The organism is Bradyrhizobium sp. T-1 (genome assembly GCF_053592855.1).
The window spans coordinates 5,644,909-5,668,752 of record NZ_CM132115.1; the positions used below are offsets into that span (position 1 = coordinate 5,644,909).

The 23,844-nt window shown below is 64.3% G+C and carries 22 protein-coding genes; 15 read left to right on the forward strand and 7 right to left on the reverse strand.

The window, feature by feature from the left end; all coding sequences use genetic code 11:
• Positions 1–22: 22 nt before the first annotated feature.
• The gene (locus ACWAT4_RS27240) at positions 23–994 is read right to left on the reverse strand and encodes a phytanoyl-CoA dioxygenase family protein (RefSeq protein ID WP_212444104.1); all 972 of its coding nucleotides are present in this window, start codon (positions 992–994) and stop codon (positions 23–25) included.
• A 299-nt stretch (positions 995–1,293) separates the two neighbouring features.
• Between ACWAT4_RS27240 and ACWAT4_RS27245 the strand changes: the two genes are divergently transcribed.
• Positions 1,294–1,737, forward strand: a complete 444-nt coding sequence (locus ACWAT4_RS27245) for an SRPBCC family protein (RefSeq protein ID WP_212300456.1) — start codon at positions 1,294–1,296, stop codon at positions 1,735–1,737.
• A gap of 61 nt (positions 1,738–1,798) precedes the next feature.
• Here ACWAT4_RS27245 and ACWAT4_RS27250 read toward each other — a convergent pair whose 3' ends face one another.
• From ACWAT4_RS27250 to ACWAT4_RS27270, 5 genes are read right to left on the reverse strand one after another with little or no spacing between them, the layout of a single operon-like run.
• Positions 1,799–2,650, reverse strand: a complete 852-nt coding sequence (locus ACWAT4_RS27250; RefSeq protein WP_449728535.1) for an ABC transporter permease — start codon at positions 2,648–2,650, stop codon at positions 1,799–1,801.
• Positions 2,651–2,652: 2 nt separating this feature from the next.
• Entirely contained in the window at positions 2,653–3,498 is an 846-nt protein-coding gene (locus ACWAT4_RS27255) for an ABC transporter ATP-binding protein (protein WP_449731272.1), read from the reverse strand.
• Positions 3,498–4,541, reverse strand: a complete 1,044-nt coding sequence (locus ACWAT4_RS27260) for an ABC transporter substrate-binding protein (protein WP_449728536.1) — start codon at positions 4,539–4,541, stop codon at positions 3,498–3,500. The genes ACWAT4_RS27255 and ACWAT4_RS27260 overlap by 1 nt, the downstream gene beginning before the upstream one ends.
• Positions 4,542–4,582: 41 nt before the next feature.
• Positions 4,583–5,797: a CaiB/BaiF CoA transferase family protein gene (locus ACWAT4_RS27265; protein ID WP_212426854.1), complete on the reverse strand. Its 1,215-nt coding sequence runs from the start codon at positions 5,795–5,797 to the stop codon at positions 4,583–4,585.
• The gene (locus ACWAT4_RS27270) at positions 5,794–6,732 is read right to left on the reverse strand and encodes a hydroxymethylglutaryl-CoA lyase (protein ID WP_449728537.1); all 939 of its coding nucleotides are present in this window, start codon (positions 6,730–6,732) and stop codon (positions 5,794–5,796) included. Before ACWAT4_RS27270 ends, ACWAT4_RS27265 begins: the two co-directional genes overlap by 4 nt.
• An 87-nt stretch (positions 6,733–6,819) precedes the next feature.
• Between ACWAT4_RS27270 and ACWAT4_RS27275 the strand changes: the two genes are divergently transcribed.
• Positions 6,820–7,728, forward strand: a complete 909-nt coding sequence (locus ACWAT4_RS27275) for a GntR family transcriptional regulator (protein ID WP_212300451.1) — start codon at positions 6,820–6,822, stop codon at positions 7,726–7,728.
• A 36-nt stretch (positions 7,729–7,764) separates the two neighbouring features.
• Here ACWAT4_RS27275 and ACWAT4_RS27280 read toward each other — a convergent pair whose 3' ends face one another.
• A complete protein-coding gene (locus tag ACWAT4_RS27280) occupies positions 7,765–9,093 on the reverse strand; it encodes an Hsp70 family protein (RefSeq protein ID WP_212300450.1) in 1,329 nt (442 codons plus the stop codon).
• A gap of 307 nt (positions 9,094–9,400) precedes the next feature.
• Here ACWAT4_RS27280 and ACWAT4_RS27285 point away from each other — a divergent pair, with 307 nt between their 5' ends.
• The 13 genes from ACWAT4_RS27285 (at position 9,401) to ACWAT4_RS27345 (ending at position 23,834) form a co-directional block, all read left to right on the forward strand.
• Positions 9,401–9,538 carry a hypothetical protein gene (locus tag ACWAT4_RS27285; RefSeq protein WP_198029410.1) on the forward strand — a complete coding sequence of 46 codons (138 nt, stop codon included), beginning with the start codon at positions 9,401–9,403 and terminating at the stop codon, positions 9,536–9,538.
• 249 nt (positions 9,539–9,787) lie between these two features.
• Positions 9,788–11,077 (forward strand): oxalate/formate MFS antiporter, encoded by a 1,290-nt coding sequence (oxlT, locus tag ACWAT4_RS27290; RefSeq protein ID WP_212300449.1) that lies wholly within the window; start codon positions 9,788–9,790, stop codon positions 11,075–11,077.
• Between the two features lie 260 nt (positions 11,078–11,337).
• Entirely contained in the window at positions 11,338–12,660 is a 1,323-nt protein-coding gene (oxlT, locus tag ACWAT4_RS27295; RefSeq protein WP_212300448.1) for an oxalate/formate MFS antiporter, read from the forward strand.
• Between the two features lie 194 nt (positions 12,661–12,854).
• A complete protein-coding gene (locus tag ACWAT4_RS27300) occupies positions 12,855–13,283 on the forward strand; it encodes a CBS domain-containing protein (protein WP_212300447.1) in 429 nt (142 codons plus the stop codon).
• A 206-nt stretch (positions 13,284–13,489) separates the two neighbouring features.
• Entirely contained in the window at positions 13,490–14,509 is a 1,020-nt protein-coding gene (locus ACWAT4_RS27305) for a 2-dehydropantoate 2-reductase (RefSeq protein WP_212300446.1), read from the forward strand.
• Positions 14,506–15,294 (forward strand): fumarylacetoacetate hydrolase family protein, encoded by a 789-nt coding sequence (locus ACWAT4_RS27310; RefSeq protein ID WP_449728538.1) that lies wholly within the window; start codon positions 14,506–14,508, stop codon positions 15,292–15,294. The genes ACWAT4_RS27305 and ACWAT4_RS27310 overlap by 4 nt, the downstream gene beginning before the upstream one ends.
• 197 nt (positions 15,295–15,491) lie before the next feature.
• Positions 15,492–16,208, forward strand: coding sequence for a hypothetical protein (locus ACWAT4_RS27315; protein ID WP_212300444.1), 717 nt, complete (start codon positions 15,492–15,494; stop codon positions 16,206–16,208).
• Positions 16,209–16,379: 171 nt separating this feature from the next.
• A complete protein-coding gene (locus ACWAT4_RS27320) occupies positions 16,380–16,583 on the forward strand; it encodes a hypothetical protein (protein ID WP_212300443.1) in 204 nt (67 codons plus the stop codon).
• A gap of 57 nt (positions 16,584–16,640) precedes the next feature.
• Positions 16,641–17,291, forward strand: coding sequence for a hypothetical protein (locus ACWAT4_RS27325; protein ID WP_212300442.1), 651 nt, complete (start codon positions 16,641–16,643; stop codon positions 17,289–17,291).
• Positions 17,292–17,632: 341 nt separating this feature from the next.
• On the forward strand, positions 17,633–18,628 hold the full coding sequence (locus ACWAT4_RS27330; RefSeq protein WP_449728539.1) for an NAD(P)H-dependent flavin oxidoreductase: 996 nt from the start codon (positions 17,633–17,635) through the stop codon (positions 18,626–18,628).
• A gap of 25 nt (positions 18,629–18,653) precedes the next feature.
• Entirely contained in the window at positions 18,654–19,622 is a 969-nt protein-coding gene (locus tag ACWAT4_RS27335) for a zinc-binding dehydrogenase (RefSeq protein ID WP_449728540.1), read from the forward strand.
• Positions 19,623–19,908: 286 nt separating this feature from the next.
• On the forward strand, positions 19,909–21,282 hold the full coding sequence (locus ACWAT4_RS27340) for a cation-efflux pump (RefSeq protein ID WP_449728541.1): 1,374 nt from the start codon (positions 19,909–19,911) through the stop codon (positions 21,280–21,282).
• A gap of 221 nt (positions 21,283–21,503) precedes the next feature.
• Positions 21,504–23,834, forward strand: a complete 2,331-nt coding sequence (locus tag ACWAT4_RS27345; RefSeq protein ID WP_449728542.1) for a PAS domain-containing sensor histidine kinase — start codon at positions 21,504–21,506, stop codon at positions 23,832–23,834.
• Positions 23,835–23,844: the final 10 nt, after the last annotated feature.

The following is a 23,844-nucleotide window of genomic DNA, read 5'->3' on the forward strand; positions in this document are numbered from 1 at the left end:
CGGAATTATGGCTTCGATCCTTCTAGACCCGCGCGCATGGCACCATCCGGGCGAGCAAAGGCACGTTTGCGTGCCACAGCATGCAATCGCGCGCCCGTGCGCTCCGACCGGCGGCAAGCTCGGCAAGCTGCGCCCGTGAGAACACATGCCGCTCGCAGAAGAACGGCCGAAGCGGCGAGCGCGAGAAGAAATTGTAGAACAGCGCACAGCGATCGCGCGCGATCGCCGGACGCCCGCGATGGTAGCGGCTTGCGACATCCGCGAAGATTACGGTGCCGGCCTTGCCGGTGCAGGTCGTCACATCGCCGTCCCAAAGCGTCCCGCCCAGCCGCTGCTCCAGCATTTCCTGGGTCAGGACCGGGAAATTGGCGCCGTCGAGCCGGTCGCTGCCGGGAAAGGCGCGATGCAGGATTTCAAGCGGGCCGCCCTCTTCGTCGACATCATGCAGATAGACGATCACCTTGACCATCCGCCGGTCCTCGACGTCGCGATGCCATCGGCGCGCGGCGACCTGCCGGCCATCGGCCAACGTATAGAAGAAATTCAGGGTGTCGCAGGCCGCGGGCAGACCGAGATAAGTCTCGACGATGTCGAGGATGCGGTCGTTGAGGGGCCAATGGACGATATGCGGATGGCGCATCATATCCTCAGCGCCGACCTGCACCGTATATTGGCCGGCGAACTCACCCGCTTTGGCACGAGCGGAATAGGCATTCGCGATATCGGTCGCCGACATCCAAAGTCTTTCCGTGCCGGGCAGATCCAACTCCGCAAGCGAGGTGATGTGGACGCCGTTCTTCTCCAGCCCGGCGACGATCTCCACGTCGCGCGGGGAGAGTCTCGGCAGGCGCGGCCGATGCGACGCCCGCGCCTTTTCGTAAGCCTTGTTCAATCGTCGGCTGATAGCTGGCATCCCGAGCAGCCGCGAAGCGGTCTCGGCCGGCAGGCTGCGGACCCGGCGCAAGGCCCGGTAACCCAGCGTCGTTTGCTTCATGTCGCAAATTCCCCCGTGCGATAGGCTCGTCGTGCGGTCGCCGCGTCGCGCGACGAGGCCCGCGACGATCTCATCGCTGAGACTAGGGGCTAAAATCCGGCCTGAGTGTTTCGAAGTGTAACTCTGAGAGTAGATCTATTGTTTGAGCTGTCCCGTTTTGCAGTGCCATCAACGGGCGGCTCGGGCGAAGAAAAATCTGGCCCCTCATGTCGGATCGGCGCGGCGGGCTTCGTCCTTGGGCCATGATTGGGGCATAGACGTCGCCGTCGCGCCCAGCAATCGATGAAGAAAGGACCACCATGCCCAGCACCGTACGCCTGCATCGCGTTCTCACGACCACCCCGCAGAAAATCTATCGCGCGTTCCTCGAGGCGGATGCGCTGGCGAAATGGCTTCCGCCGAACGGCTTCACCTGCACCGTGCAGCATTTCGAGCCCAAGGTCGGTGGTACGTTCAAGATGTCGTTCCGGAATTTCACCACGGGCAACGGCCATTCGTTTGGCGGCGAATATCTCGAGCTCGTTCCCGGCGAACGGCTCCGCTACACCGACAGGTTCGACGATCCGAACCTGCCCGGGGAAATCCAGGTGACGGTCACCTTGAAGAAGGTCATGGTCGGCACCGAGCTCGAGATCACCCAGGCCGGCATTCCCGACGCGATCCCGCCGGAAGCCTGCTATCTCGGCTGGCAGGAATCGCTGCGAAACCTGGCGAAGCTCGTCGAGCCCGAGATCAATCAATAGCAAGGACGTCAGCATCACAGGGTGGGCAAAGCGCAGGTGCCCACCCTGCCGGCGCGTCGCCCTATCCCGTCCCCTCGAACTGCGGCTGCCAGCGCAGCAGGTATGATTGCAGCGCCTGCACCAGCATGGCCAGCAGGATGCCGACGATCATCATGATGAAGATCGCCACCATCATCTCACTGGCGTTGGCCCGCGCCTCCGCCTCGATGATGAGCTTGCCGAGACCTCGCTCTGCACCGATGAATTCGCCGACGATGACGCCAACCAGCGCAAACGATACGGCCGGCAGCAGGGATGCGAACACCCATGCCAGGGCGGACGGAACCACGACGGTTCGCAGAACGGCGAATTCGCTCGCCCCCATCAGGCGGGCCGCAGCGATCTGATCGCGGTCGACGGCGCGGGTGCCCTCGAAGGTATTGAAGAAGACCACGAAGAACACCACGAGCCACGCGGTCGCGATCTTGGACAGATCGCCGAGCCCGAAGATCAGGATGACGAGCGGCACCAGGGCGATGCGCGGAATCGAGTTGAGCGCCACGACATAGGGACCGAACACGCGTGCGAGAAAATCAGAGCGCCCGAGAACGAGGCCGGCTGCAATGCCGCTGGCACTGCCAAACAGGAATCCCCACCACGTGTTCTTCAGCGTGACGAGGGTCGCGATCCAAAGGTTGTTGTCGTTGTTTCGGACACAGGCGAGAAAGCCGCCGGCATCGCTGAAACAGCCGAGGCGCAGGAAGCTGTTCCAGATCAGCGACGGCTTCGCCACGAAATACGGATCAAGGATCTTCGGAACATAGGCCTTGGGCAGCAGCGTCTTGCTCCACTCGAACCCCCACTGCCAGACAACGAGCGTCAAAGCGAGGATCGCGAGCTGCCAGAACAGGATGACAGAGCGGCGATGGGCCATGATCAGTCCGCCTTGGTTCGGCGAAACTCTTCGCCAAGCGAATGCCAGATATGGGAATAGAGGCGGCCGAACTCGGCGGTCTCGCGCAGGCCAACCGGGTCGCGTGGACGCGGGAAAGAGACGTCGAAATCCTCTTTCAACCGTCCGGGCCGCGCCGACAATAGGATGATCCGGCTAGCAAGCGTCAGCGCCTCGCCCAGATCGTGGGTGACGAAGAGGACGGTCTGCCGCTCGCGTTCCCAGATCTCGAGCAGCGTCTTGTGCATCTCGAGCTTGGTATGCGTGTCGAGCGCGCCGAACGGCTCGTCCATCAGCAGGATTTCCGGCTCCAGGATCAGCGTCCGCATCAGGGCGACGCGCTGGCGCATGCCGCCGGACAACATGCGCGGAAATGTCCGGGCAAATCCGGTCAATCCGGCCCGGTCGACCGCCTTGGCGACACGGTCGGCACGCTCCGCCTTCGCGACGCCTGCGATCTCGAGGCCATAGCCGATGTTCTGTTCGACCGTACGCCAGGGAAACAGCGTATCGCGCTGGAAGACGTAGCCGACCTTCCGGTTCACCCGGCCCGGCTCGACGTGGTCGTCATCGATCAGGATGTCTCCGCCAGAGCGCGGCAGCAGGCCTGCGACCATGTTCAGAATTGTGCTCTTGCCGCAGCCGGAAGGTCCAAGAAGCGCGACGAACTCACCCTGGCGGACATCAAAGGACACGTTGTCCACCGCAGTGAATTGTCCGCTGCCGGAGCTGAAGCTCTTCATCAGGCCTTGCACGGCGATGCGCCGGCCCGGAACGACCGGGCTCTCCGCTTGCGCAGCAAGGGCAAGGCCGGGGCCAGAGGATAACATCACTTGAACTTCGCCTTTGCGGCATCGAGGAAGCTCATGTCGACGACGTCCTCGTATTTGGTCTCCGGGATATCGGTCCCCTTGCGGTACCAGGGTTTTGCGCCGCGCTCGAACGAGGCCTTGTCGATGGTCCCGTCATAGGCCCAGGTTGACGTGTCGAATCCAAGCTCGGCCGTGACCGCGTCCGTATCCACGCCAGCGAAATATTTGGGCGCCACCAGCGCCTGCACCTCCGCAAGCGGCGAGGTTTTCACCCATTTCATGGCCCGGTAGATGGCGTTGACGAAGCCCTGCACCATCGCCTTGTCCTGCGTGACCGTGTCGCTGAGCGCATAGATCACCAGCACAGGCACCGTGCCGCCGAAATCCTTCGCGAACTCTCCGGGCTTCGCAGTGTCGTAGATCAGCTTGCCGAACCCCTTCTTCTCGACTTCGACGATCCAGCTGGGAGGCGCCATGATGGCATCGAACTGCCTGGTCTCCAGCGACGGGAACATGGTGTTGGGGCCGCCGCCGGCCACCCAGTTCACCTTGTCACCGAGCCCGCGCGCCTCGAACACATAGGTGCCGTAGACCCAGGTGCCCGATCCGATGGCGGTCGCGGCAACGATCGGCTTGGCGCCGTTTTCACGCTTGTAGGCCGCCAGTTTCTCGACGGAATTGATGCCGCTGTCGTAGAGATCCTTGCGGACGACGATGTTGGCGTAGGAGCACACCATTTCGGTCGCCAACAATATCTTGCAGGGCTTGCCTCGCGCGGACAGCTGGAGCGGATGGCTGGCGTCACCATGCGCGAACATCGCCTGCTCTGCGGCAAGCGTCTGGCGTCCGAACGTGCCGGAATTGCCGGTCACGAGCTTGGGGTCGAGCCCCTCATCCCTGAAGTAGCCCTTCAACTCGGCGATCATGCCGATCGCGTAGACCGGCGAGATCGGCCCGAAGGCGAGCGTCGCCGGCTTCCCTTCCGCGCTCGCTATGCGGGGAAAGGCCGTGGCGGCGAAGGCCGAGCCGGCGATGAGCGCTTCGCGACGCGTGATCCTCATGCATTCCTCCTCGCGACTATTGTTTTTGATTGCTGCCGTTGTCAGGCAGCTGCAGGCTTAGCCGTGACAATTCCGCTCGCCGTCAGCTCTGCGATCTCCTGCGGCGAGCAGCCGATTTCCGTCAGCACGTCGTTGGTATGCTCGCCCACTCTTGGCGGATCGTAGCGGTTCGGCAGCCGCTGCCCGTCCATCGACACCGGCAGCAGCGGCGTTCTGGCGCGACCACCATCCGGCAGCGCGATGTCGATCAATCCACCGGATGCGTTGAGATGAGGATCGTCGAAGAGGTCGCCGGGCTTGTTCACCGGCGCATAGGGCAGATCGAGCTGATCGAGCTTTTGCGCGAGAGCGGACTTGTCCCACTGCGCAAATATCTTGGCGATCTCGGGAATCAGCCAATCCCGGTGATCGACCCGGTCCTGGCTGGTGACGAAGCGCGGATCGTTCAACCAGGCCTCGCGATCGAACGCGCGGCAGAAGGCTGCCCATTGCTCCTCGCCGACGATGGTGACGAACAGCTTCGAGCCGTCGCGCGTGTCGAACAGGTCATAGACGGGCCACGGGCTCTGCTTGACGGAGTATGGCGTCGACGGTTCGCCCGTGACGGTTTCGTACATCATGGCCTGCGCCATCAGGAACACGTTGTTCTCGTACAAGGCGCTCTGGATGTAGCGGCCGCGGCCGGTGCGTTGCCGCTCGGTAAGAGCGGCCTGGATCGCGATCGCGCCAAACATGCCGCCCATGATGTCATTGACGGACGCGCCCGCGCGCATCGGCCGGTCAGGCAGACCGGTCATATAGGCCAGCCCGCCCATCATCTGGACCACCTCGTCCAGCGCAAGGCGGTTCTCGTAGGGACCGGGCAGATACCCCTTGAGCGAGCAGTAGATCACCCGCGGCGCGAAGCTCGCAACGGACTCGTAGTCGAGCCCGATACGTTTCAAGAGGCCGGGCCGGAAGTTCTCGATGAAGACATCACAACCCTCGATCAGCCGCCGCGCAACTTGCTGGCCCCGCGACGTCGAAGTGTCGAGCGCGATGCTGCGCTTGTTGCGGCAATAGGTGTTGAAGAAGCCCGAGGCCGGACCCTTGAACGAGCGCGTGCGATCGCCCTTCGGTGGTTCGACCTTGATCACGTCGGCGCCGAGATCGGCAAGGATCAGCCCGCAGCTCGGGCCCATGACCATCTGGCTGAACTCGACGACGCGCACGCCTTCGAGCGGACGAAGTGGTGCATCGGCAGGCACGGCGCTCATGCGGCACTCCGCAAGGCCTTCGGGATGCCCGCCTCATGCAGATGTCCGGTCAGGTGCCGTGGCGCGATGTGACGGGCGAGAATGTCGCGGGTCTGCATCAGCCGGTCGAGATCGATGCCGGTGGAAAGCCCCATGCGCTCGAGCATGAAGACGAGGTCCTCGGTGACGACATTGCCACGCGCCCCCGGCGCAAACGGACATCCACCGAGGCCCGATACGGCGGCATCGAACCGGCGAATGCCGGCATCGAGGCCTGCGACGGCATTGGCGAGACCCATGCCGAGCGTGTCGTGGAGATGCAGCCTGAGCGGCATCTGCGGACCGACTTCGTCCCGCGCAACGCGAACGATGTCTTTGATCAAGTCCGGCGTCCCGTAGCCGACGGTGTCGGCGAGGCCGATCTCGTCGGCGCCCGCTTCAGCGAACCCCCGTGCCAACCGGCCGACTGCGGCTTGCTTGATCTCGCCCTCAATGGAGCAGCCGAACGCCGTTGCGATGGCTCCCATCAACTTCGGCCGCCGGCTTGCCGGAAGCGCATCCAGCGCAGCGCGCACGGCCCGAAAGCCATCCAGCTGCTCCTCGATCGTGCGCCGCACATTGGCAAGATTGTGGCTCTCGCTGGCGGAGATCACGAAGTAGATCGCGCCGACGCCGGCGGCCATCGCCCGCTCGGCGCCTTTGAAATTCGGCACCAGCGCACCGATCGTTGCGGTGTGCGCGTGCTGCAACGCGTGCGCCATCACCGTATCCACGTCGGCAAATTGCGGCACCACCTTCGGCGGCACAAAGGAGCCTGCATCGATCTCGCTGACGCCGGCGACGGCAATCGCATCGATGAGCTCGCACTTCGCCGCGGTCGGAACGAAGACGTCCAGATTTTGCAAACCGTCGCGCGCGGCGACTTCGCAGATGTGAACATCGGGCGCACGGGCCATCCGGCTTCCCTCCCAAGATTGTATATTGTTGCCTAAAAGAACAATCTGCGATACGATCTGTCAAGCTGGAAATTTCAGGTCGCCGCCATGTCCGCTTCCGAATCCTTTCGAAACCGTCCGGCCGGCAATGGACCGGATCGCGGCGAGCATCTGGCGGGCCTGATCCTGGCGCTCGCGAGACGGGACGGCATGAAGGCTGGCGATCGGCTGATCGAGCAGAAGCTCGCCGATGCGCTCGACGTATCCCGCGCCCCGATCCGTCAGGGCCTAAAGGCGCTCGAGGCCGCGGGATTTGCCCGCGGCGAGCCGAATCGCGGCTTTGTGTTGACCAGAAGCCCCGGCACCGACGCCGCGCGATCCGCGATTGCAGCGGTCAACCGCGCGGAAAAATCCTACGCCGCTGTCGCAGCCGATTTGCTCGCCCGCCGCCTGCCCACCGACGTCACCGAGGCCGAGTTGATGCGTCGCTACGCGCTCAGCCGCACCGAATTGCAGCGTCTGCTCGATCGCATCGCGGTCGAAGGCTGGATCGCCCGCCTGCCCGGCTATGGCTGGCGCTTCAGCGAGACGGTCTTGAGCCCTGAAGCACAGGCCCAGGTCGCAGCCTTCCGCGCCGTGATCGAGCCGGCCGCGATCCTGCAGCCCGGTTATCAATTGGCGTCCGACGTGATCGATCGCCTGCGCCAGCGCCAGGAGCGGATTCTTGCCGGTGAGCTCGAGAAGATGACGATCGGCGAGGTCTATCAGTTCGGCTGCGAGTTTCACGAGGAGATCGCACGCGGCGCCGGCAACCCCTTTTTCGTGGAATCGCTGCGGCGCGTGAATTCGATCCGGCGCCTGTTCGCTTATCGCAGCTTCGCCGATCGGAACGGCATGCGCCGCCACATTGCGGAGCATCTGCGGCTATTGGACGTTCTGGAGACGGGCCGGTACGCGGAGGCGGCTGCGCTGATGACGCGTCATCTGCAGCGCCCGCTCTCGATCGGCGCTGCATAGCGCTGCTTCGAACTTGCCGGGCGTCGCGAACGCGGGCTATGCGCCCGCCTTCTTCAGTCCGCCGTCCGCTGTCCAGCGATCCGGCTCGGCGCTGTGCCCGATCAACGCCAGGCCATAGGCGATCGACTCGAACTGGTCGCCCGACATCAGCCGCTCGTTGCCGAACCGGTCGGCGAACAGTTTCCGCACCGCGGGCACGAACGAGGTGCCGCCGGTCAAGAACACCTTCTCGACCTCGCGCGCGGTGATGCGGGCTTCGCCTAGCACCTTGTCGACCGTGGCGCCGAGCCGCGCGATGTCGTCGGCAATCCAGGCATCGAAGTTTTTCCGCGTGATGGTCGAGCCGATGTCAACGCCGCCGCCCTTGAAGCGGAAGTCGACCTCGTCCCTGGCCGACAGCGCGACCTTGGCGTCCGACACCGCGCGATACAGCGAAAAGCCGAGATCGAGATCGACGATGGTGATGAAATCCTCGAGCAGGTCAGGACTCAGCGCAGTGCGCGCAAGCTCCCTGAGCTCGCGCAGATCGCCGTTGCTCTTCATCAGCGCGAGCTGATGCCAGCGCGCGAGGTTGGTGTAGTGGCTGTTCGGGATCGGCAGCACCTTGTCGAACGAACGGAAGCTCGAGCCCTTGCCCAGCCGTGGCGAGACGACATGATCGACGATGCGATAGTCGAACGTGTCGCCCGCAACCCCGATGCCGGCGTGACCAAGCGGCTCGGCGCGCAAATGACCGCCGGCGCGCGAGAAGCGCATCACCGAGAAATCGCTGGTGCCGCCGCCGAAATCCGCGACCAGCACGGTGGCATCGCGCTCGAGACGGCGGGCAAAGGAGAACGCCGCGCCCACGGGCTCGTAGACATAGCGGGCATGGCCGGCGCCCAAGCGCTCGAACGCGGCGCGGTAGCGCTGCATGGCGAGATCATCGTCGGGATTGCCGCCGGCAAAGCGCACGGGGCGGCCGACCGTGATGTTGGCCGCCTCGAAGCCGAACTTCTCGCCGCCATGGCGCGCCAGCGTCCGCAGGAACGCCGCCAAAATATCCTCGAACTTGAAGCGCTGCCGGAACACCTGGGTGGTGTTGAAGCTGGAACTCGCCGCGAAGGTCTTGAACGACTGCAGAAAGCGGTAGACGTGGCGGCCTTCGAGAAACTGCTCGATCGCCCACGGGCCGCCTTCAGCCTGGGCGCCGGCGCCCGGCCGGTCCTCCCAGAAGCACAAGGCCGAGACATAGACGCTGTGGCGCTGGCCGCCATGGTCGAACCGGATGGCTTCGACCCGGCGGTCGTCCGCCGCCAGCGCGACGACGGTGTTGCTGGTCCCAAAATCGATGCCGATCGAGACGGCGGGCGAGGCGCTCGACATGAACCACTCTGACAGATGATTGGAGAAGGGGGCGAACCACTAGCCGTTTTGCACTGCGGTGCCAAGAGCCGGTCAAGAGCCGGGTTAGGACCGTTCCGTAGTGGCCCGGAGCCAGTGTTCTGGTCCCTGGAGCCCGAAATGACACGTTTTGGGCCCCAAACGACCCATTTTAACGAAGCATTATGCTGCAATGCGGCAATCCCTATGCTGCTATGCAATGGCATGCATGGACATTGGCATCTGGTATACATAGAACAACCCTCGAAGTGAGACAGCAAGACTGTCTGTCTCAAGAAAGGGAATTCCAATGTCCAAGACCGCTTCCGTTGCGTTCGCGCCCTCCGCCTCGCTGTTCGCCCGCTTCATGGCCGCCGTTGACCGCTTCCTGATGGCGAGCGCCGAGATCTCCAACCACAACGGCGATCTGCCGCGCTTCGGCCTCTAAGGTCCCACGCGAGACCGCGGCGCGTCGAATTGTCGCGCCGGTTGTAAAACCAGCGAACTCCTACTTTTGAAGAATGGCTCCGCTCTGCGGGGCCATTTCTATTTGGGAATCGGCACATTCGCGCGGTCTCGCAAACGGGGTTGCGTCATAAGCGCACAATGGGCCGACGCGCGCTTGAAGCTTGGCATAATGAATACAACAATGCCGCCAACGCTCGCTCAAAAAAACAGAAGCGCTATTGGAGGATTCATGACGGACATGGTGCAGACAACAACGGCTCCTACGGCCGCACGCGTCAGCGACACGTATCGCTGGGCGCAACTGGCGATCGGCGTAGCGGCCATGGTGATGATCGCCAATTACCAATATGGCTGGACGTTCTTCGTCCCCGACATCCAGAAGAAATTCGGCTGGGATCGCGCGTCGATCCAGTGGGCCTTTACTCTCTTTGTTTTGTTCGAGACCTGGCTCGTGCCGGTCGAAGGATGGTTTGTCGATAAATACGGTCCGCGCATCGTCGTGCTCGTCGGCGGCGTGCTCTGCGCGATCGGCTGGGCGATCAACGCGCAGGCGACCACGCTCAACGGCTACTATCTCGGCATGATCGTCGCGGGCATCGGCGCCGGCGGCGTCTACGGCACCTGCGTCGGCAACGCGCTGAAATGGTTTCCCGACAAGCGCGGTCTCGCAGCCGGCATCACCGCTGCCGGCTTCGGTGCGGGCTCTGCGCTCACCGTCGCGCCGATCCAGGCCATGATCAAGGATAGCGGCTTCCAGACCACCTTCCTCTATTTCGGCCTCGGACAAGGCATCATCATCTGCATTCTCGCCTTCTTCCTGCTGGCGCCGAAAGCAGGCCAGGTGCCGAACGTGGTGGCGAATGCCGCGCTGTTGCAGACGCGGCGCAACTACCAGCCGACGGAAGTCCTGCGTCAGCCGATCTTCTGGTTGATGTACTTCATGTTCGTGATCGTCGGCGCCGGCGGCTTGATGGTGACGGCGAACCTGAAGCCGATCGCGGTCGACTGGAAGGTCGACGCGGTGCCGGTCACGCTGATCGGCATGACCATGACTGCGGTGACGTTCGCCGCGACCATCGATCGCGTGCTCAACGGCCTGACCCGTCCCTTCTTCGGCTGGATCTCCGACATGATCGGCCGCGAGAACACGATGTTCGTCGCCTTCGGCATGGAAGGCGTCGGCATCTGGATGCTCTATCTCTGGGGCCATGATCCGATCTGGTTCGTGATCCTGTCCGGCTTCGTGTTCTTCGCCTGGGGCGAGATCTACTCGCTGTTCCCTTCGACCTGCACCGACACGTTCGGCGCGAAGTTCGCGACCACAAATGCCGGCTTGCTCTACACCGCGAAGGGCACCGCCGCGCTGCTGGTGCCGCTTGCGAACTACGTGCAGCAGACCTCCGGCCATTGGGACAACGTGTTCATCCTCGCAGCCGGCGCCAACATCCTGGCCTCGCTGCTGGCGCTCGTGGTGCTCAAGCCCTGGCGCAAGGTCGTGGTCGCGCAATCGACCATCTGACATCGCGCTTGGAAACCATCCGGCGGACGACGCCCAGCCTCACGGCCGGGCGTTTTCGTTTTACCAGAATATACCTTGATACCGTAAACCCGAAGGAACCCTGCACATTTCCTGAGCCCTCCCCCAAGATAGGGCTTGCATTCTGGAATATGGTATACCAAGCTGCCTGCCGCGCTTGCGACGATAAGCCACAATATTTGCGACACTCCGTCATATTGGCCGAGCGGGTCGTGACCAGACAGGCGCTTGGGAGGTTGTTGATGATTTCCAGCACGGATGGCGCCGTCACGGCCGCGCCGCTTCGCACAGGTTTCCGTTGGCTCCAACTCGCGATGGGCATCGTCTGCATGGCGATGATTGCCAACTTGCAATACGGCTGGACGCTGTTCGTCGATCCGATCGATCACGCACATCATTGGGGTCGCGCCGCGATCCAGCTCGCTTTCACCGTCTTCGTCGTCACCGAGACCTGGCTGGTGCCGGTCGAGGCGTGGTTCGTCGACAAATACGGCCCACGCGTCGTCATCATGTTCGGCGGCGTGATGATCGCGCTGTCCTGGGTGCTCAACTCCTTCGCTGACTCGCTTCCCCTGCTCTACACGGCGGCCGTCATCGGTGGCATGGGCGCGGGCGCGGTATACGGCACTTGCGTCGGCAACGCGCTGAAATGGTTTCCCGACCGCCGCGGCCTCGCCGCCGGCGCGACGGCTGCCGGCTTCGGCGCGGGCGCGGCCCTCACCGTGGTACCGATCGCGGCCATGATCGTCTCGAGCGGCTACCAGCACGCGTTCCTCACCTTCGGCATCGGCCAGGGCGTGATCGTCTTCGTGCTCGCCTTCTTCATCCAGCCGCCACGGATCTCGATCCCGCCGAAGAAGAAGCAGCTCAATCTGCCGCAGACCAAGATCGACTTCACTCCGCCGCAAGTGCTGCGCGCCCCGATTTTCTGGGTGATGTATCTCGTCTTCGTCATGGTCGCCTCCGGCGGTCTGATGACCGCAGCGCAGATCGCGCCGATCGCTCACGACTTCAAGATCGCCGACACGCCGGTCTCGCTCGCCGGCTTCCAGATGGCGGCGTTGACCTTCGCAATCTCGCTCGACCGCATCTTCGACGGCTTCGGCCGCCCGTTCTTCGGCTTCGTGTCTGACACGATCGGCCGCGAGAACACCATGTTCATCGCCTTCGGCACCGCCGCTTTGATGCTGCTGACGCTGTCGGCCTATGGCCATGTCCCGGTCGTGTTCGTGCTGGCCACTGCGGTGTATTTCGGCGTGTTCGGCGAGATCTACTCGCTGTTCCCCGCGACCTGCGGCGACACTTTCGGCTCGAAATTCGCGACCACCAACAACGGCATGCTCTACACCGCGAAGGGCACCGCCTCCCTGCTCGTCCCGCTCGCAAGCGTGATCTCGGCCGCCTATGGCTGGAAGGCCGTGTTCGTGGTGGCTGTGGCGCTGAACGCGACGGCCGCGCTGATGGCGCTGTTCGTAATCAAGCCGCTGCGCCGCTCCTTCATCCTGGGCAAGGAAGCCGAGAGCGCCAACACCGCAACGGCGGGTGCAAAGACCGAGACGGCTTGAGCCGCCACACACCTTCCACGTCGATCGAGAGGGGCGCAGCGATGCGCCCCTTTTTCTTTGTCTTCTGCTTTGGCTTTGCGATGACAAACGTCAGCAATGCTGCCGCAAGATTTTTCGGATCAGCCAAATCCAACGCTTGACGATTGGCATTATGTATACCACACTTCCCTCATCATTCACCCAGGGAGGTTGCAATGCTGGTCGGAGACATTCTGCGCAAGAAGACGCCGCGCGTTGTCACGGTGCGAATGAACGAAACGGTGGGTATCGCCGCCAAGCTGATGCGGGCCAACAACATCAGCGCGCTGGTGGTGAAGGACGTGGTCCGCTCCGAAGGCAACACCGCGGTCGGCATGTTCACCGAGCGCGACGTGGTGCGCGCGGTTGCCGAGCACGGTGCGGGCGCCGTCAACGTCAAGGTCTCGCAACTCGTCTCGGTGCAGCAGCTCGTCTCCTGCACCTCCTCAGACACGATCGAGCACGTCAGGCATCTGATGAACCGGAATCACATCCGGCACCTGCCCGTGATCGACGACTACAGCCTCGTCTCCGTCATCAGCATGCGCGACATCGCGGCTGCCGTCGACGAGGCGCTCAACGGCTCGCCGCAAGCAGCCGCTTAAAGCGACGCTCTTCCTGGCCCCCTCTCCCGCTTGCGGGAGAGGGTTGGGGAGAGGGAGTCTCCGCTAGGGAGACTCCCCAAGAGGATAGAACCCCTCACCCGCCGCGCTCTTCGAGCGCGCCGACCTCTCCCGCAAGCGGGAGAGGTGCAGAGAACCTGTGGCCCGATCAATCGAACCAGTTGCCAACTTAGTCCCGCGAGGATTTCATGAAGATCTGCATCTATGGCGCCGGCGCGATCGGCGGATATCTCGGCGTGCAGCTGGCGCGCGCAGGCGCTGACGTCAGCCTGGTCGCACGCGGCGCCCACCTCGCCGCCATGCGCGAGCGCGGCCTCACGCTGCTGGCCGGCGAGGAGGAGCACACCGTCCATCCGCGCTGCACCGACAACGCGGCAGAGCTGGGCGTGCAGGACTACGTCATCGTCACGCTGAAGGCGCATTCAATCACCGGCGTGATCGAGAAGATGCAGCCGCTGCTCGGGCCCCACACCCGCATCGTCACCGCGGTCAACGGCATCCCCTATTGGTACTTCCACAAGCACGGCGGCGAGCACGAGAACTCGACACTGGAGAGCATCGATCCCGGCGGACGGCAATGGCGCGAGCTTGGCGCCGAACGCGCCATCGGCTGCATCGTCTACCCCGCCACCGAGATCGAGGCGCCCGGCGTGATCCGCCACGTCTATGGCAACAATTTTCCGCTCGGCGAGCCCTCCGGTGAGATCACGAGCGACGTGCAGCGCCTTGCCGATCTCTTCGTCGCAGCCGGGCTGAAGGCACCGGTGCTCGACCGCATCCGCGACGAGATCTGGCTCAAGCTATGGGGCAATGTCTGCTTCAATCCGATCAGCGCCCTCACCCACGCAACCCTCGACGTGATCTGCACCGATCCGTCCACGCGGGCGCTGTCGCGCGCGATCATGGTGGAGACGCAGGCGATCGCCGAGACCTTCGGCGTCAAGTTCCGCGTCGACGTCGAGCGCCGCATCGAAGGCGCCCGCAAGGTCGGCGCACACAAGACCTCGATGCTGCAGGATCTCGAGCGCGGCCGCCCAATGGAGATCGACCCGCTCGTCACCGTGGTGCAGGAGATGGGGCGCCTGACCAGGATCCCGACGCCTGCGCTCGATTCCGTGCTGGCGATGGTGACCCAGCGCGCCCGTATCGCCGGGCTCTATGATGGCGTCTCCTCGCCGGCCGATCCCCGTGCATTGGCGGTGGCATGATGGCGGGCGAGATGAAACAGTGGCTCCGCTTCCGTCACGCCGGCACCACGGGCTTCGGCACGCTGATCGCATCAGGCATCAGCGTGCATGAAGGCGAGATGTTCGGACGCAACGCGGCCACCGGCAAGATTCTGGCGTTGTCGGAGGTCGAGCTTCTGGCGCCCTGCGCGCCCAGCAAGATCGTCGCGCTCTGGAACAATTTTCACGCGCTCGCGGCGAAACTCAATCAGCCCGAGCCGCCGGAGCCGCTCTATCTGCTCAAGGCGACCACCACCATCACGACGCCGGGGGCCGTAATCCGCCGCCCCTCTTATTACGACGGCAAGACCACCTATGAGGGCGAGCTCGGCATCGTCATCGGCAAGACTTGCGCGCACGTCTCGCCTGATGAGGCCGACGGCTTCATCTTCGGCTACACCTGCGTCAACGACATCACCGCCAACGATATCCTGACCAGCGACCCCACCTTCCCGCAATGGGCCCGCGCCAAGGGCATCGACGATTACGGCCCGTTCGGTCCGGTCATCGCGACCGGCCTCGATCCGGCCAAGCTCACCGTCCGCACCATCCTCAACGGCGCCGAGCGGCAGAACTATCCGATCTCCGACATGATCTTCAGTGCGCAAGCCCTCGTCAGCAAGATCTCGCACGACATGACCCTGCTCCCCGGCGACCTCATCGCCGTCGGCACCTCGGTCGGCGTCGGCGTAATGAAGGAGCCGGTGAATACCGTGACCATTGCGATCGACGGCATCGGCGAACTCACGAACGAGTTTCGGCTGTAGCCTGCGGCAGGGCCGTCCCTCCTCTCTCTCTCCGTCATTCCGGGGCGGCGCAAAGCGCCGAGCCCGGAATCCATAATCACGAGCGCGAGTTGGGTTAGGAAATCGCGCTACGCGCGCCCCGGAATGACGGCGGAGGGGGTCGGCGGGAAATACAGACCGGTTCGAACCGAAATCGACCTGCGCGCGACCAATCGCCCATGCGCTTCATCCTCGGCTTCTTGTCTGGTCTGCTCGGCGCTCTTGCCGGCTGGTCGGCATTGGCCGCACTGGTGGTCATGCTGGCGGGGCCGGACCGCGATGGCGGCATCGCCATGGGGGCCTTCTTCGACATCGGCCCGATCGGTGGCGTGGTCGGCCTGATCGCCGGCATCTGGCTGTTTCTGCGCTTCGGCCTGGTCCGGCACGCGGCGTCACAGCCGCCCGCGGAAGTCGCTGATGCCGCGCCTCCCCACGCCACGCAGCTCTCCTTCCCCTTTACCGTCACCGTTCTGCTTGTCGTGGCCATCCTTGGTTATTGGGGATGGTACGAATTCATTCGCTCGCCCGATCTCAGTCACGGCTTCATGACGCTCCAGGTCGAGTTTCGCCTGCCCGCCGGCATGACCCTGCCGGACAACGAGGAGGACGTACATATCGAGGTCGAGGAAGCTTCGGGATATGCCAACGCCATGCTGCCTCCGAACTGGCGTGCGCATGACGGTGACCGCAAGGCGATCATCTCCACGGCGTCGCTGATGTACAAGACGCGCCACCGCGCCGTCAGCCTGACGCTGCCGGGTGTGCCGACGCAGCGCTGGTCGATTGATCTCCCCTCCGATCCGGATCCCACGCCCGGTTTTTCACCGTGGCGCGTTGCGAGCGAAGGCTCACAGGCAAAGATCGAGATGCATTTTCGGCTCAGCGCCGACCGCTGAAGAGCGTGCGGAACGCCGAAACATTCCGACACACATCACATCTGCGCGCGCCCGATCAATGCCGCCAACATGTCGCGGGGGTGCCGCACTGTGGTCGCATTCGGCCGCCCTTGTGGAAGGCGTGTCTGGGGGCACGGCTCAGCCGTGTTTGGACCAAACCTGCTTAGGGGTATGACTGTGAAGAAACTTGTAATTGTTCTGGGTTCGACGCTTGCTCTGGTGACGGTTGCGAACGCCGCGGATCTGCCGCGCCGCCAGCCCGTGCCGGTCTATCCGGCCGAGCAGGCCCCGATCGGCAAGATGCCGATTGGCAAGGGCCCGATTGGCAAGGCCCCGATCGGCAAGGCGCCGGGCCCGGTCGCCGCGCGCTACTGAGGCGCGACAGACTACGCGCTGGATTTGCGTAAGCGGCCGACAGTCGAGGGGCACAACGTGACGAACAGACCTAATCGATCGGGATCCTGCATCCTCGCAGGACTCGCGCTTGCGACCATGCTCGCATGCTTGATGTCCTCGGCCTCGGCCCAACAAACGAAACACGAAACGAACAAGCGCATGGCCGACGCCAGTGCGCTTGTTGCGACCGACGCCGCACCGCAAGCCACGCGGCGCTCCACCGCGCGCGCGGAGAAGGGTCCCTATTACGTCGACTTCCGCGCGCGGACCGCGGCGAGTTGGGGCCACGCCTTCGTCTGGTACGGCAAGACCAGCGAGCGCGCCGTCGAGGTCGCGGGCCTCACGCCCAAGGGCGACACCTTGAGCTACGTGCTCGGTCACCTCACCTGGGTGCCGTCCGAGACCGGCGCCAGCTACGGCGATCTCGATCCGGAATATCTGACGGCGAGCTACCGGGTCTATCTGAACGAAGCCGACGCCAAGCGCGTCTTCGCCTACATCAAGAAACTGCAGGCGAGCTCCCCGGTCTGGAACGCCGAGACCACCAACTGCACCGGCTTCATCGGCGATATCGCCGAGTACATGGGCCTGAAGGTCCCCTATCGCTGGCAGCGCCCGGAAAACTTCGTCAACAGCCTGAAAGAGATCAACGGCGGCCGCCAGATGGTGCGGCTGTCGGCGGAGTAGCAACGCAGCCGTCATTGCTAGCGCGGCGGGGCAAACTCTCCAACGTCGTCCTGGCGAAAGCCAGGACCCATTACCCCGGTCGGCGTTGTCGAGGCGCGCCGTGGCCACCATCGCGCAAAGACAATATCTCCCTGTGGCTATCGGTCCTGGCTTTCGCCAGGACGACTGCGGTGGATGTGGCAAGCGTCACCCCAATTATCCGCCCTGCGGAATCACCCTCGCGCCCCGCATGACGCCCCGCCCTCACCGCAGGCCGGCGCAATAGACTTTTCCTGACCCGGGCGGCATCCTCCTGCCATCAATCGATAACAGAGCCTGCGGGCCACCCAGGGGGAAACATCATGCTGCAGACACGCTTCACAAAACTCGTCGGCGTCCAGCACCCGATCGTCCAGGGCGGCATGCAATGGGTCGGACGGGCCGAGTTGGTCGCGGCGGTCGCCAATGCCGGCGCGCTCGGTTTCATCACGGCGCTGACGCAGCCGACGCCGGAGGACCTGACCAAGGAGATCGCGCGCTGCCGCGACCTCACCGACAGGCCGTTCGGCGTCAACCTGACCATCCTGCCGGCGATCAAGCCGCCGCCCTACGCCGAATACCGCGCCGCCATCATCGAAGCCGGCATCACCGTAGTCGAGACCGCCGGCAACAAGCCGCAGGAGCATGTCGACGAGTTCAGGAAGCACAGCGTCAAGGTCGTGCACAAATGCACCAGCGTCCGCCACGCGCTGTCGGCCGAGCGGATGGGTGTCGACGCCATTTCGATCGACGGGTTCGAATGCGCAGGCCACCCCGGCGAGGACGACACCCCCGGCCTGATCCTGATCCCGGCCGCCGCCAACAAGGTCAAGATCCCGATGATCGCCTCCGGCGGCTTTGCCGATGCCCGCGGCCTCGTCGCGGCGCTCGCGTTGGGTGCCGAGGGCATCAACATGGGCACCCGCTTCATGGCGACCAAGGAGAGCCCGATCCACCAGCTCATCAAGGAGAAGATCGTCGCCAATGATGAGCGCGAGACCGAGCTGATCTTCCGCACCATGCGCAACACCTCGCGCGTCGCCAAGAACGAGATCTCGACCAAGGTCGTCGCCATGGAGAAGGAAGGCGCCAAGTTCGAGGATATCCGCGAGCTCGTTGCGGGTGCCCGCGGCAAGATGGTCTATGCGACAGGCAATTCCGACGAAGGCATCTGGTCGGCCGGTCAGGTGCAGGGCCTGATCCAGGACATCCCGAGCTGCGGCGAGCTGATCTCGCGGATCGTGCGTGAGGCGGAAGCCATCATTCGCAGCCGGCTCGAAGGCATGATCGCTCAGCCAAGCGCGCAAGCCGCTGAATAATCACTTCAAGAAGCGAGAGCAATTCATGAAGGCTTACGTCTACGGTCCTGATGGCGCTCGGATTTCCGACGTCGCTCAACCAAAGCCGAAGGGCACTCAGGTGCTGGTGCGCGTCCGCGCCTGTGGACTCAATCGCGCCGATACCGGCATGCGCAGGGGTCACGCCCACGGCGCCGCCGGCGGCGTCGGCACCGTGCTCGGAATGGAATGGGCCGGCGAAGTCGCCGAGCTCGGACCGGACGCGAAGGGCGTCAAGGTCGGCGATCGCATCATGGGATCGGGCGGCGCGGCCTTCGCGGAGTATACGCTCGCCGATCACGGCCGGCTGTTTCGCGCGCCCTCGAACATGAACTTCGAGGAGGCCGCCACGCTCCCCGTCGCGCTCGCGACCATGCACAACGCCGTCGTCACCGTCGGCGGCGTGCAGCCGGGGCAGGCCGTGCTGATCCAGGGCGCAAGCTCCGGCGTCGGCCTGATGGCGATGCAGATTGCCAAACTCAAGGGCGCAAAACTGGTGATCGGCTCCTCGACCGATGCCTATCGCCGCGGCCGGCTGAAGGAATACGGCGCCGACCTCGCGGTCGATTCCTCCGATCCCACATGGGTCGACGAGGTGCTGAAGGCGACCGGCGGCGAGGGCGTCGACCTCATCGTCGACCAGGTCTCGGGCAAGGTCGCCAACCAGAACCTCGCGGCGGCCAAGATCCTGGGCCGCATCGTCAATGTCGGCCGGCTCGGCGGCACCCATGCCGACTTCAACTTCGACCTGCATGCCGCCCGCCGCATCAGCTACATCGGCGTCACCTTCCGCACCCGCACCATCGACGAGGTCCGCACGATCTTCGACGAGGTCAGGAAGGACATCTGGGGCGCGGTGGAGTCGCGCAAGCTGCAATTGCCGATCGACAAGGTCTATCCGTTCGACCAGATCGACCAGGCGTTCGACCACATGGAGGCGAACAAGCATTTGGGGAAGATCGTCGTGACGGTGTAGCGCCGGCAGGGGACCCGACCTGTAACGCGCAGCTTTCTCCGCTCGTCATGGCCGGGCTTGTCCCACGGCTGTCCACGTCTTGGCGGCCTGGCACAAAGAACGTGGATGCCCGGGACATCTAGCGCGAAGACGCGCTTCGCGCTTCTGCCCGGGCATGACGGAGCGAGCGGCATCAGCTACCATTCAATTCGGAAGCATTCGCAACAGCTTCGCTCCTGCAACTCACTTGCGACGACTTCTGTGGATCATCGCTTGATGTTCGCGAGCGCCCTGCTAAATCCCCGCCATGAGCGGACAACACGACAAGACCTCGGTCGCGGCAATCTCGATCCTCGCCAGCGGCGGCATGGCGGCGGCCAAATTCGTGGTCGGCATCGCGATCGGATCGCTGGCGCTGATCTCCGAGGCGCTCCATTCCTCGATCGACCTGGTGGCGACCATCATCACCTGGGCGGTGGTGCGGGTCTCGGACAAGCCGGCGGACGACGAGCATCATTACGGCCACGGCAAGCTCGAGAGCATTTCGGCGCTCGGCGTCACCGCGCTGCTCTACGTGCTGGCCGGCGGCATCCTGGTCGAGTCCTATAGCCGGCTGCGCGAGGGAACTCCGCCGCCGACCATCTCAGCCGTGCCGTTCGTCGTGCTGGTGGCCGACATCGCCGTCAATCTCTGGCGCGCCCGCGCCCTGCATCGGGCTGCACGCGAGACAAGGAGCCAGGCGCTCGCAGCCGATGCGCTGCATTTTGCGTCCGACGTCATGGGCTCATTTGCCGTGATCATCGGCCTAGTCCTGGCTGCCCTCGGCTTCTGGTGGGGCGACGCGGCGGCGGCCGCCGCGGTCGCCGTGATGATCGCCCTGCTCGGTCTGCGCATGGCGGGATCGACGGTGCAGACGCTGGTCGACCGCGCACCGGAAGGAGCGCAGGAAAAGGCCACGGCCGCGATCCGCAGCGTGCCCGGCGTGATCGACGTCGAGCGGCTGCGCGTGCGCATGGTCGGGGCAACCACCTTCATCGACACCATCGCAAAGGTGCCGCGGACCTATCCGATCGACCGCGTCGAGGAGATCAAGCGCAAGGCGCAGGCCGCCGTCGACAAGGCGTTCGGTGATGCTGACCTCACCTTCACCCCGGTCCCGGTCGCGCGCAACAATGAGACCGTGCGCGACCGCATCATGGTGATCGCGCGCAATTCGAGCCTCGCCATCCACCACGTCACGGTGCATGACCTCGGAGCCAAGCTGATCGTCAGCATCGACCTCGAGGTCGACGCCGAGATGCAGCTCGAGGCGGCCCATGACGTCGCCAACACGCTGGAGCGGAACATCCAGGAAGAGTTCGGCGAGGACGTCGAGGTCGACGTCCATATCGAGCCGCTGGAACCGGAACTGCCGTTCGGCGTCGATGCGGCACCGGAGCGGGTGCAGGCCATTGCGGCGGCGCTGACGGAATATGCCGCCGGTGGCGAGATCCACGACATCCATAACGTGCGCGTCCGCAACACCGACGCCGGCGAGATCGTCAACTTCCATTGCCGCGCCACGCCGTCGATGAGTGTGATCAGGGTGCACGAGCATGTCGACGCGATCGAGCGCCGGCTCCGCCGCGCGTTCCCGAGCGTGAAGCGCGTCATCAGTCACGCCGAGCCGCCGCGCGCGTGACGCTGAACGCACGAGTCCCACGTTCTCGTTTCGGACTCATCACGCACGTGACTTTGCGGGCTCACTGCGCGCAAACTCTCCATTGGATAAGAAATTTTTCGCGTTAACGTTTCGTTGACTCTCGACAGCCTGCGCAAACTGGATTCAAATCGCTGTGATTCGAAAGCGACGTGGGGCTGCTTTCGAACGCAGTTGCAAGCAGGTTTCAGGGGGCCGAAGGCATGGCGCGCGCAGACGCCGCGAACGCGTGCGTCCAATCCGATTCGATCAAGGGATTGGCGCAATCGATCGCGAAACCTGCCTATCATCGGCTCTTGATTGCAGAGCCGGCGCTGCGACGCGCCGTGCCGACGCTCATCATCGCCTTTCTTATCACGATCTGCCTCGGTGCCTTCGTCCAGGTCGTCGACCAGACCCGCCAGAAGCGCCTGGTGATCCAGAACGAGATCTCGATGCTCGCCGAACTGCTCGCCGAGCGCATCGACCGCGTCACCTCGGTTCGGCAGGAGCGGCTGAAGAACATCGAGAACCTGCCGACGCTGCTGCCCGACATGATCCCGTCCAAGGCCAGGGTCTCCGGCCGCCATGTCGTCGTCACCTCGGCCGGCATCGACCGCCGCATCCTCGCCCGCATTCCGATCGACAACGATCCCGCCGGCAACGATCGCCTGCTCGACTCGATCACCACCGCGCAGCTGCTCGCCGCGCCGCCGCGCGACAATGATGTCTCCAGCATGACGCTGCCGAACGGCAACGCGGCGCTGGCGACCTCGCGGGCGATCAAGTCGCTGCCCGGCCTCGTGACCGTGATCCAGGAGCGCAACGAGCCGATCTGGGGTTCGGACGCGGCGCTCTCGGTGACCCTGTCGGCGACCACCGGCTTCGTCGTGCTGATCCTCGGCTTCGCCTTCCACTGGCAGTCGACCCGCGCCCGCGAAGGCGACCTCATCAACGACGCCGTGCGCGGCCGGATCGACACCGCGCTCAACCGCGGCCGCTGCGGCCTGTGGGACTGGGACCTGTCGCGCGGCCGGATCTTCTGGTCGCAATCGATGTTCTCGATGCTCGGCCTCGACGGCCGCAACGAGCTCCTCACCTTCGGCGAGGTCAACGCGCTGGTGAAGTCCGACGACATCGACCTGTTCGCGATCGCCGATCAGCTCATCTCCGAGAAGATCGACCACATCGACCAGACCTTCCGCATGCAGCATGTGGACGGCCACTGGATCTGGCTGCGCGTCCGCTGCGAGCGGACCCGCGGCGCCAGCGATTCCGGCATGCACCTGATCGGCATTGCGGTGGACATCACCGAGCAGAAGAGCCTTGCCGAGCGCACCGTGGAAGCCGACCTTCGCCTACGCGACGCGATCGAGACCATTCCGGAAGCCTTCGTGCTGTGGGACGCCAGCGACCGCCTGGTGCTCTGCAACTCGCACTTCCAGCGCCTGCACAAGCTGCCCGACACGGCCGTGATCCCCGGCACCTCCTACGAGACCGTGCTGGAAGTCGGCCGCATGCCGGAGGTGCGCACCCGCCACAACGAGACCGGCGTCCAGGGCCCGCGCGCGCGCACCTTCGAAGCGCAGCTCGACGACGGCAGCTGGCTGCACATCAGCGAGCGGCGGACCAAGGACGGCGGCTACGTCTCGGTCGGCACCGACATCACCCGCATCAAGGAGCACGAGCAGAAGCTCGTCGACAACGATCTGCGCCTGCGCGCCACCGTCATCGACCTCAAGCGCTCGCAGGCGGCGCTGGAACGCCAGACCATCGAGCTCGCCGACCTCGCCGAGAAGTACCAGCGCGAGAAGACCCGGGCCGAGGAAGCCAACCAGACCAAGTCGAAATTCCTCGCCAATATGAGCCACGAGCTGCGCACGCCGCTCAACGCGATCATCGGCTTCTCCGAGATCATGGGCTCGGGCATGTTCGGCGAGCTGGGCAGCGAGAAGTACCAGGAATACTGCCACGACATCCTGACCAGCGGCCATTATCTGCTCGAGGTCATCAACGACATCCTCGACATGTCCAAGATCGAGGCCGGCCGCATGAAGCTCGACATGGAAGAGCTCGACCTGTCGCGGACGCTGGCTGAATCCTTGCGCGTCGTCTCCGGCCGCGCCCAGGACAAGCACCTGACGCTCGATGCCGACATCGAGAAATCGATCTCTGTCGTCGCCGACCGCCGCGCCACCAAGCAGATCGTCGTCAACCTGCTGTCCAACGCGGTGAAGTTCACGCCCGACGGCGGACGCATCGTGGTGCGCAGCCGGCAGCTCGAGGACAGGATCGTGCTGATGATCGCCGACACCGGCATCGGCATCGCGCCGCACTCGCTGGCGCGGCTCGGGCGTCCGTTCGAGCAGGTCGAAAGCCAGCTCACCAAGACCTATCACGGCTCCGGGCTCGGGCTGGCGATCGCCCGCTCGCTGGCGCAGCTCCACGGCGGCTCGATGCGGCTGCGCTCGAGGCTCGAAGTCGGCACCGTCGTCCGCGTGACGCTGCCGCGCGATGCCATCAAGGCGGCGTCCGGGATTTCCGCCGCGGCTTAGGAAGGACGAG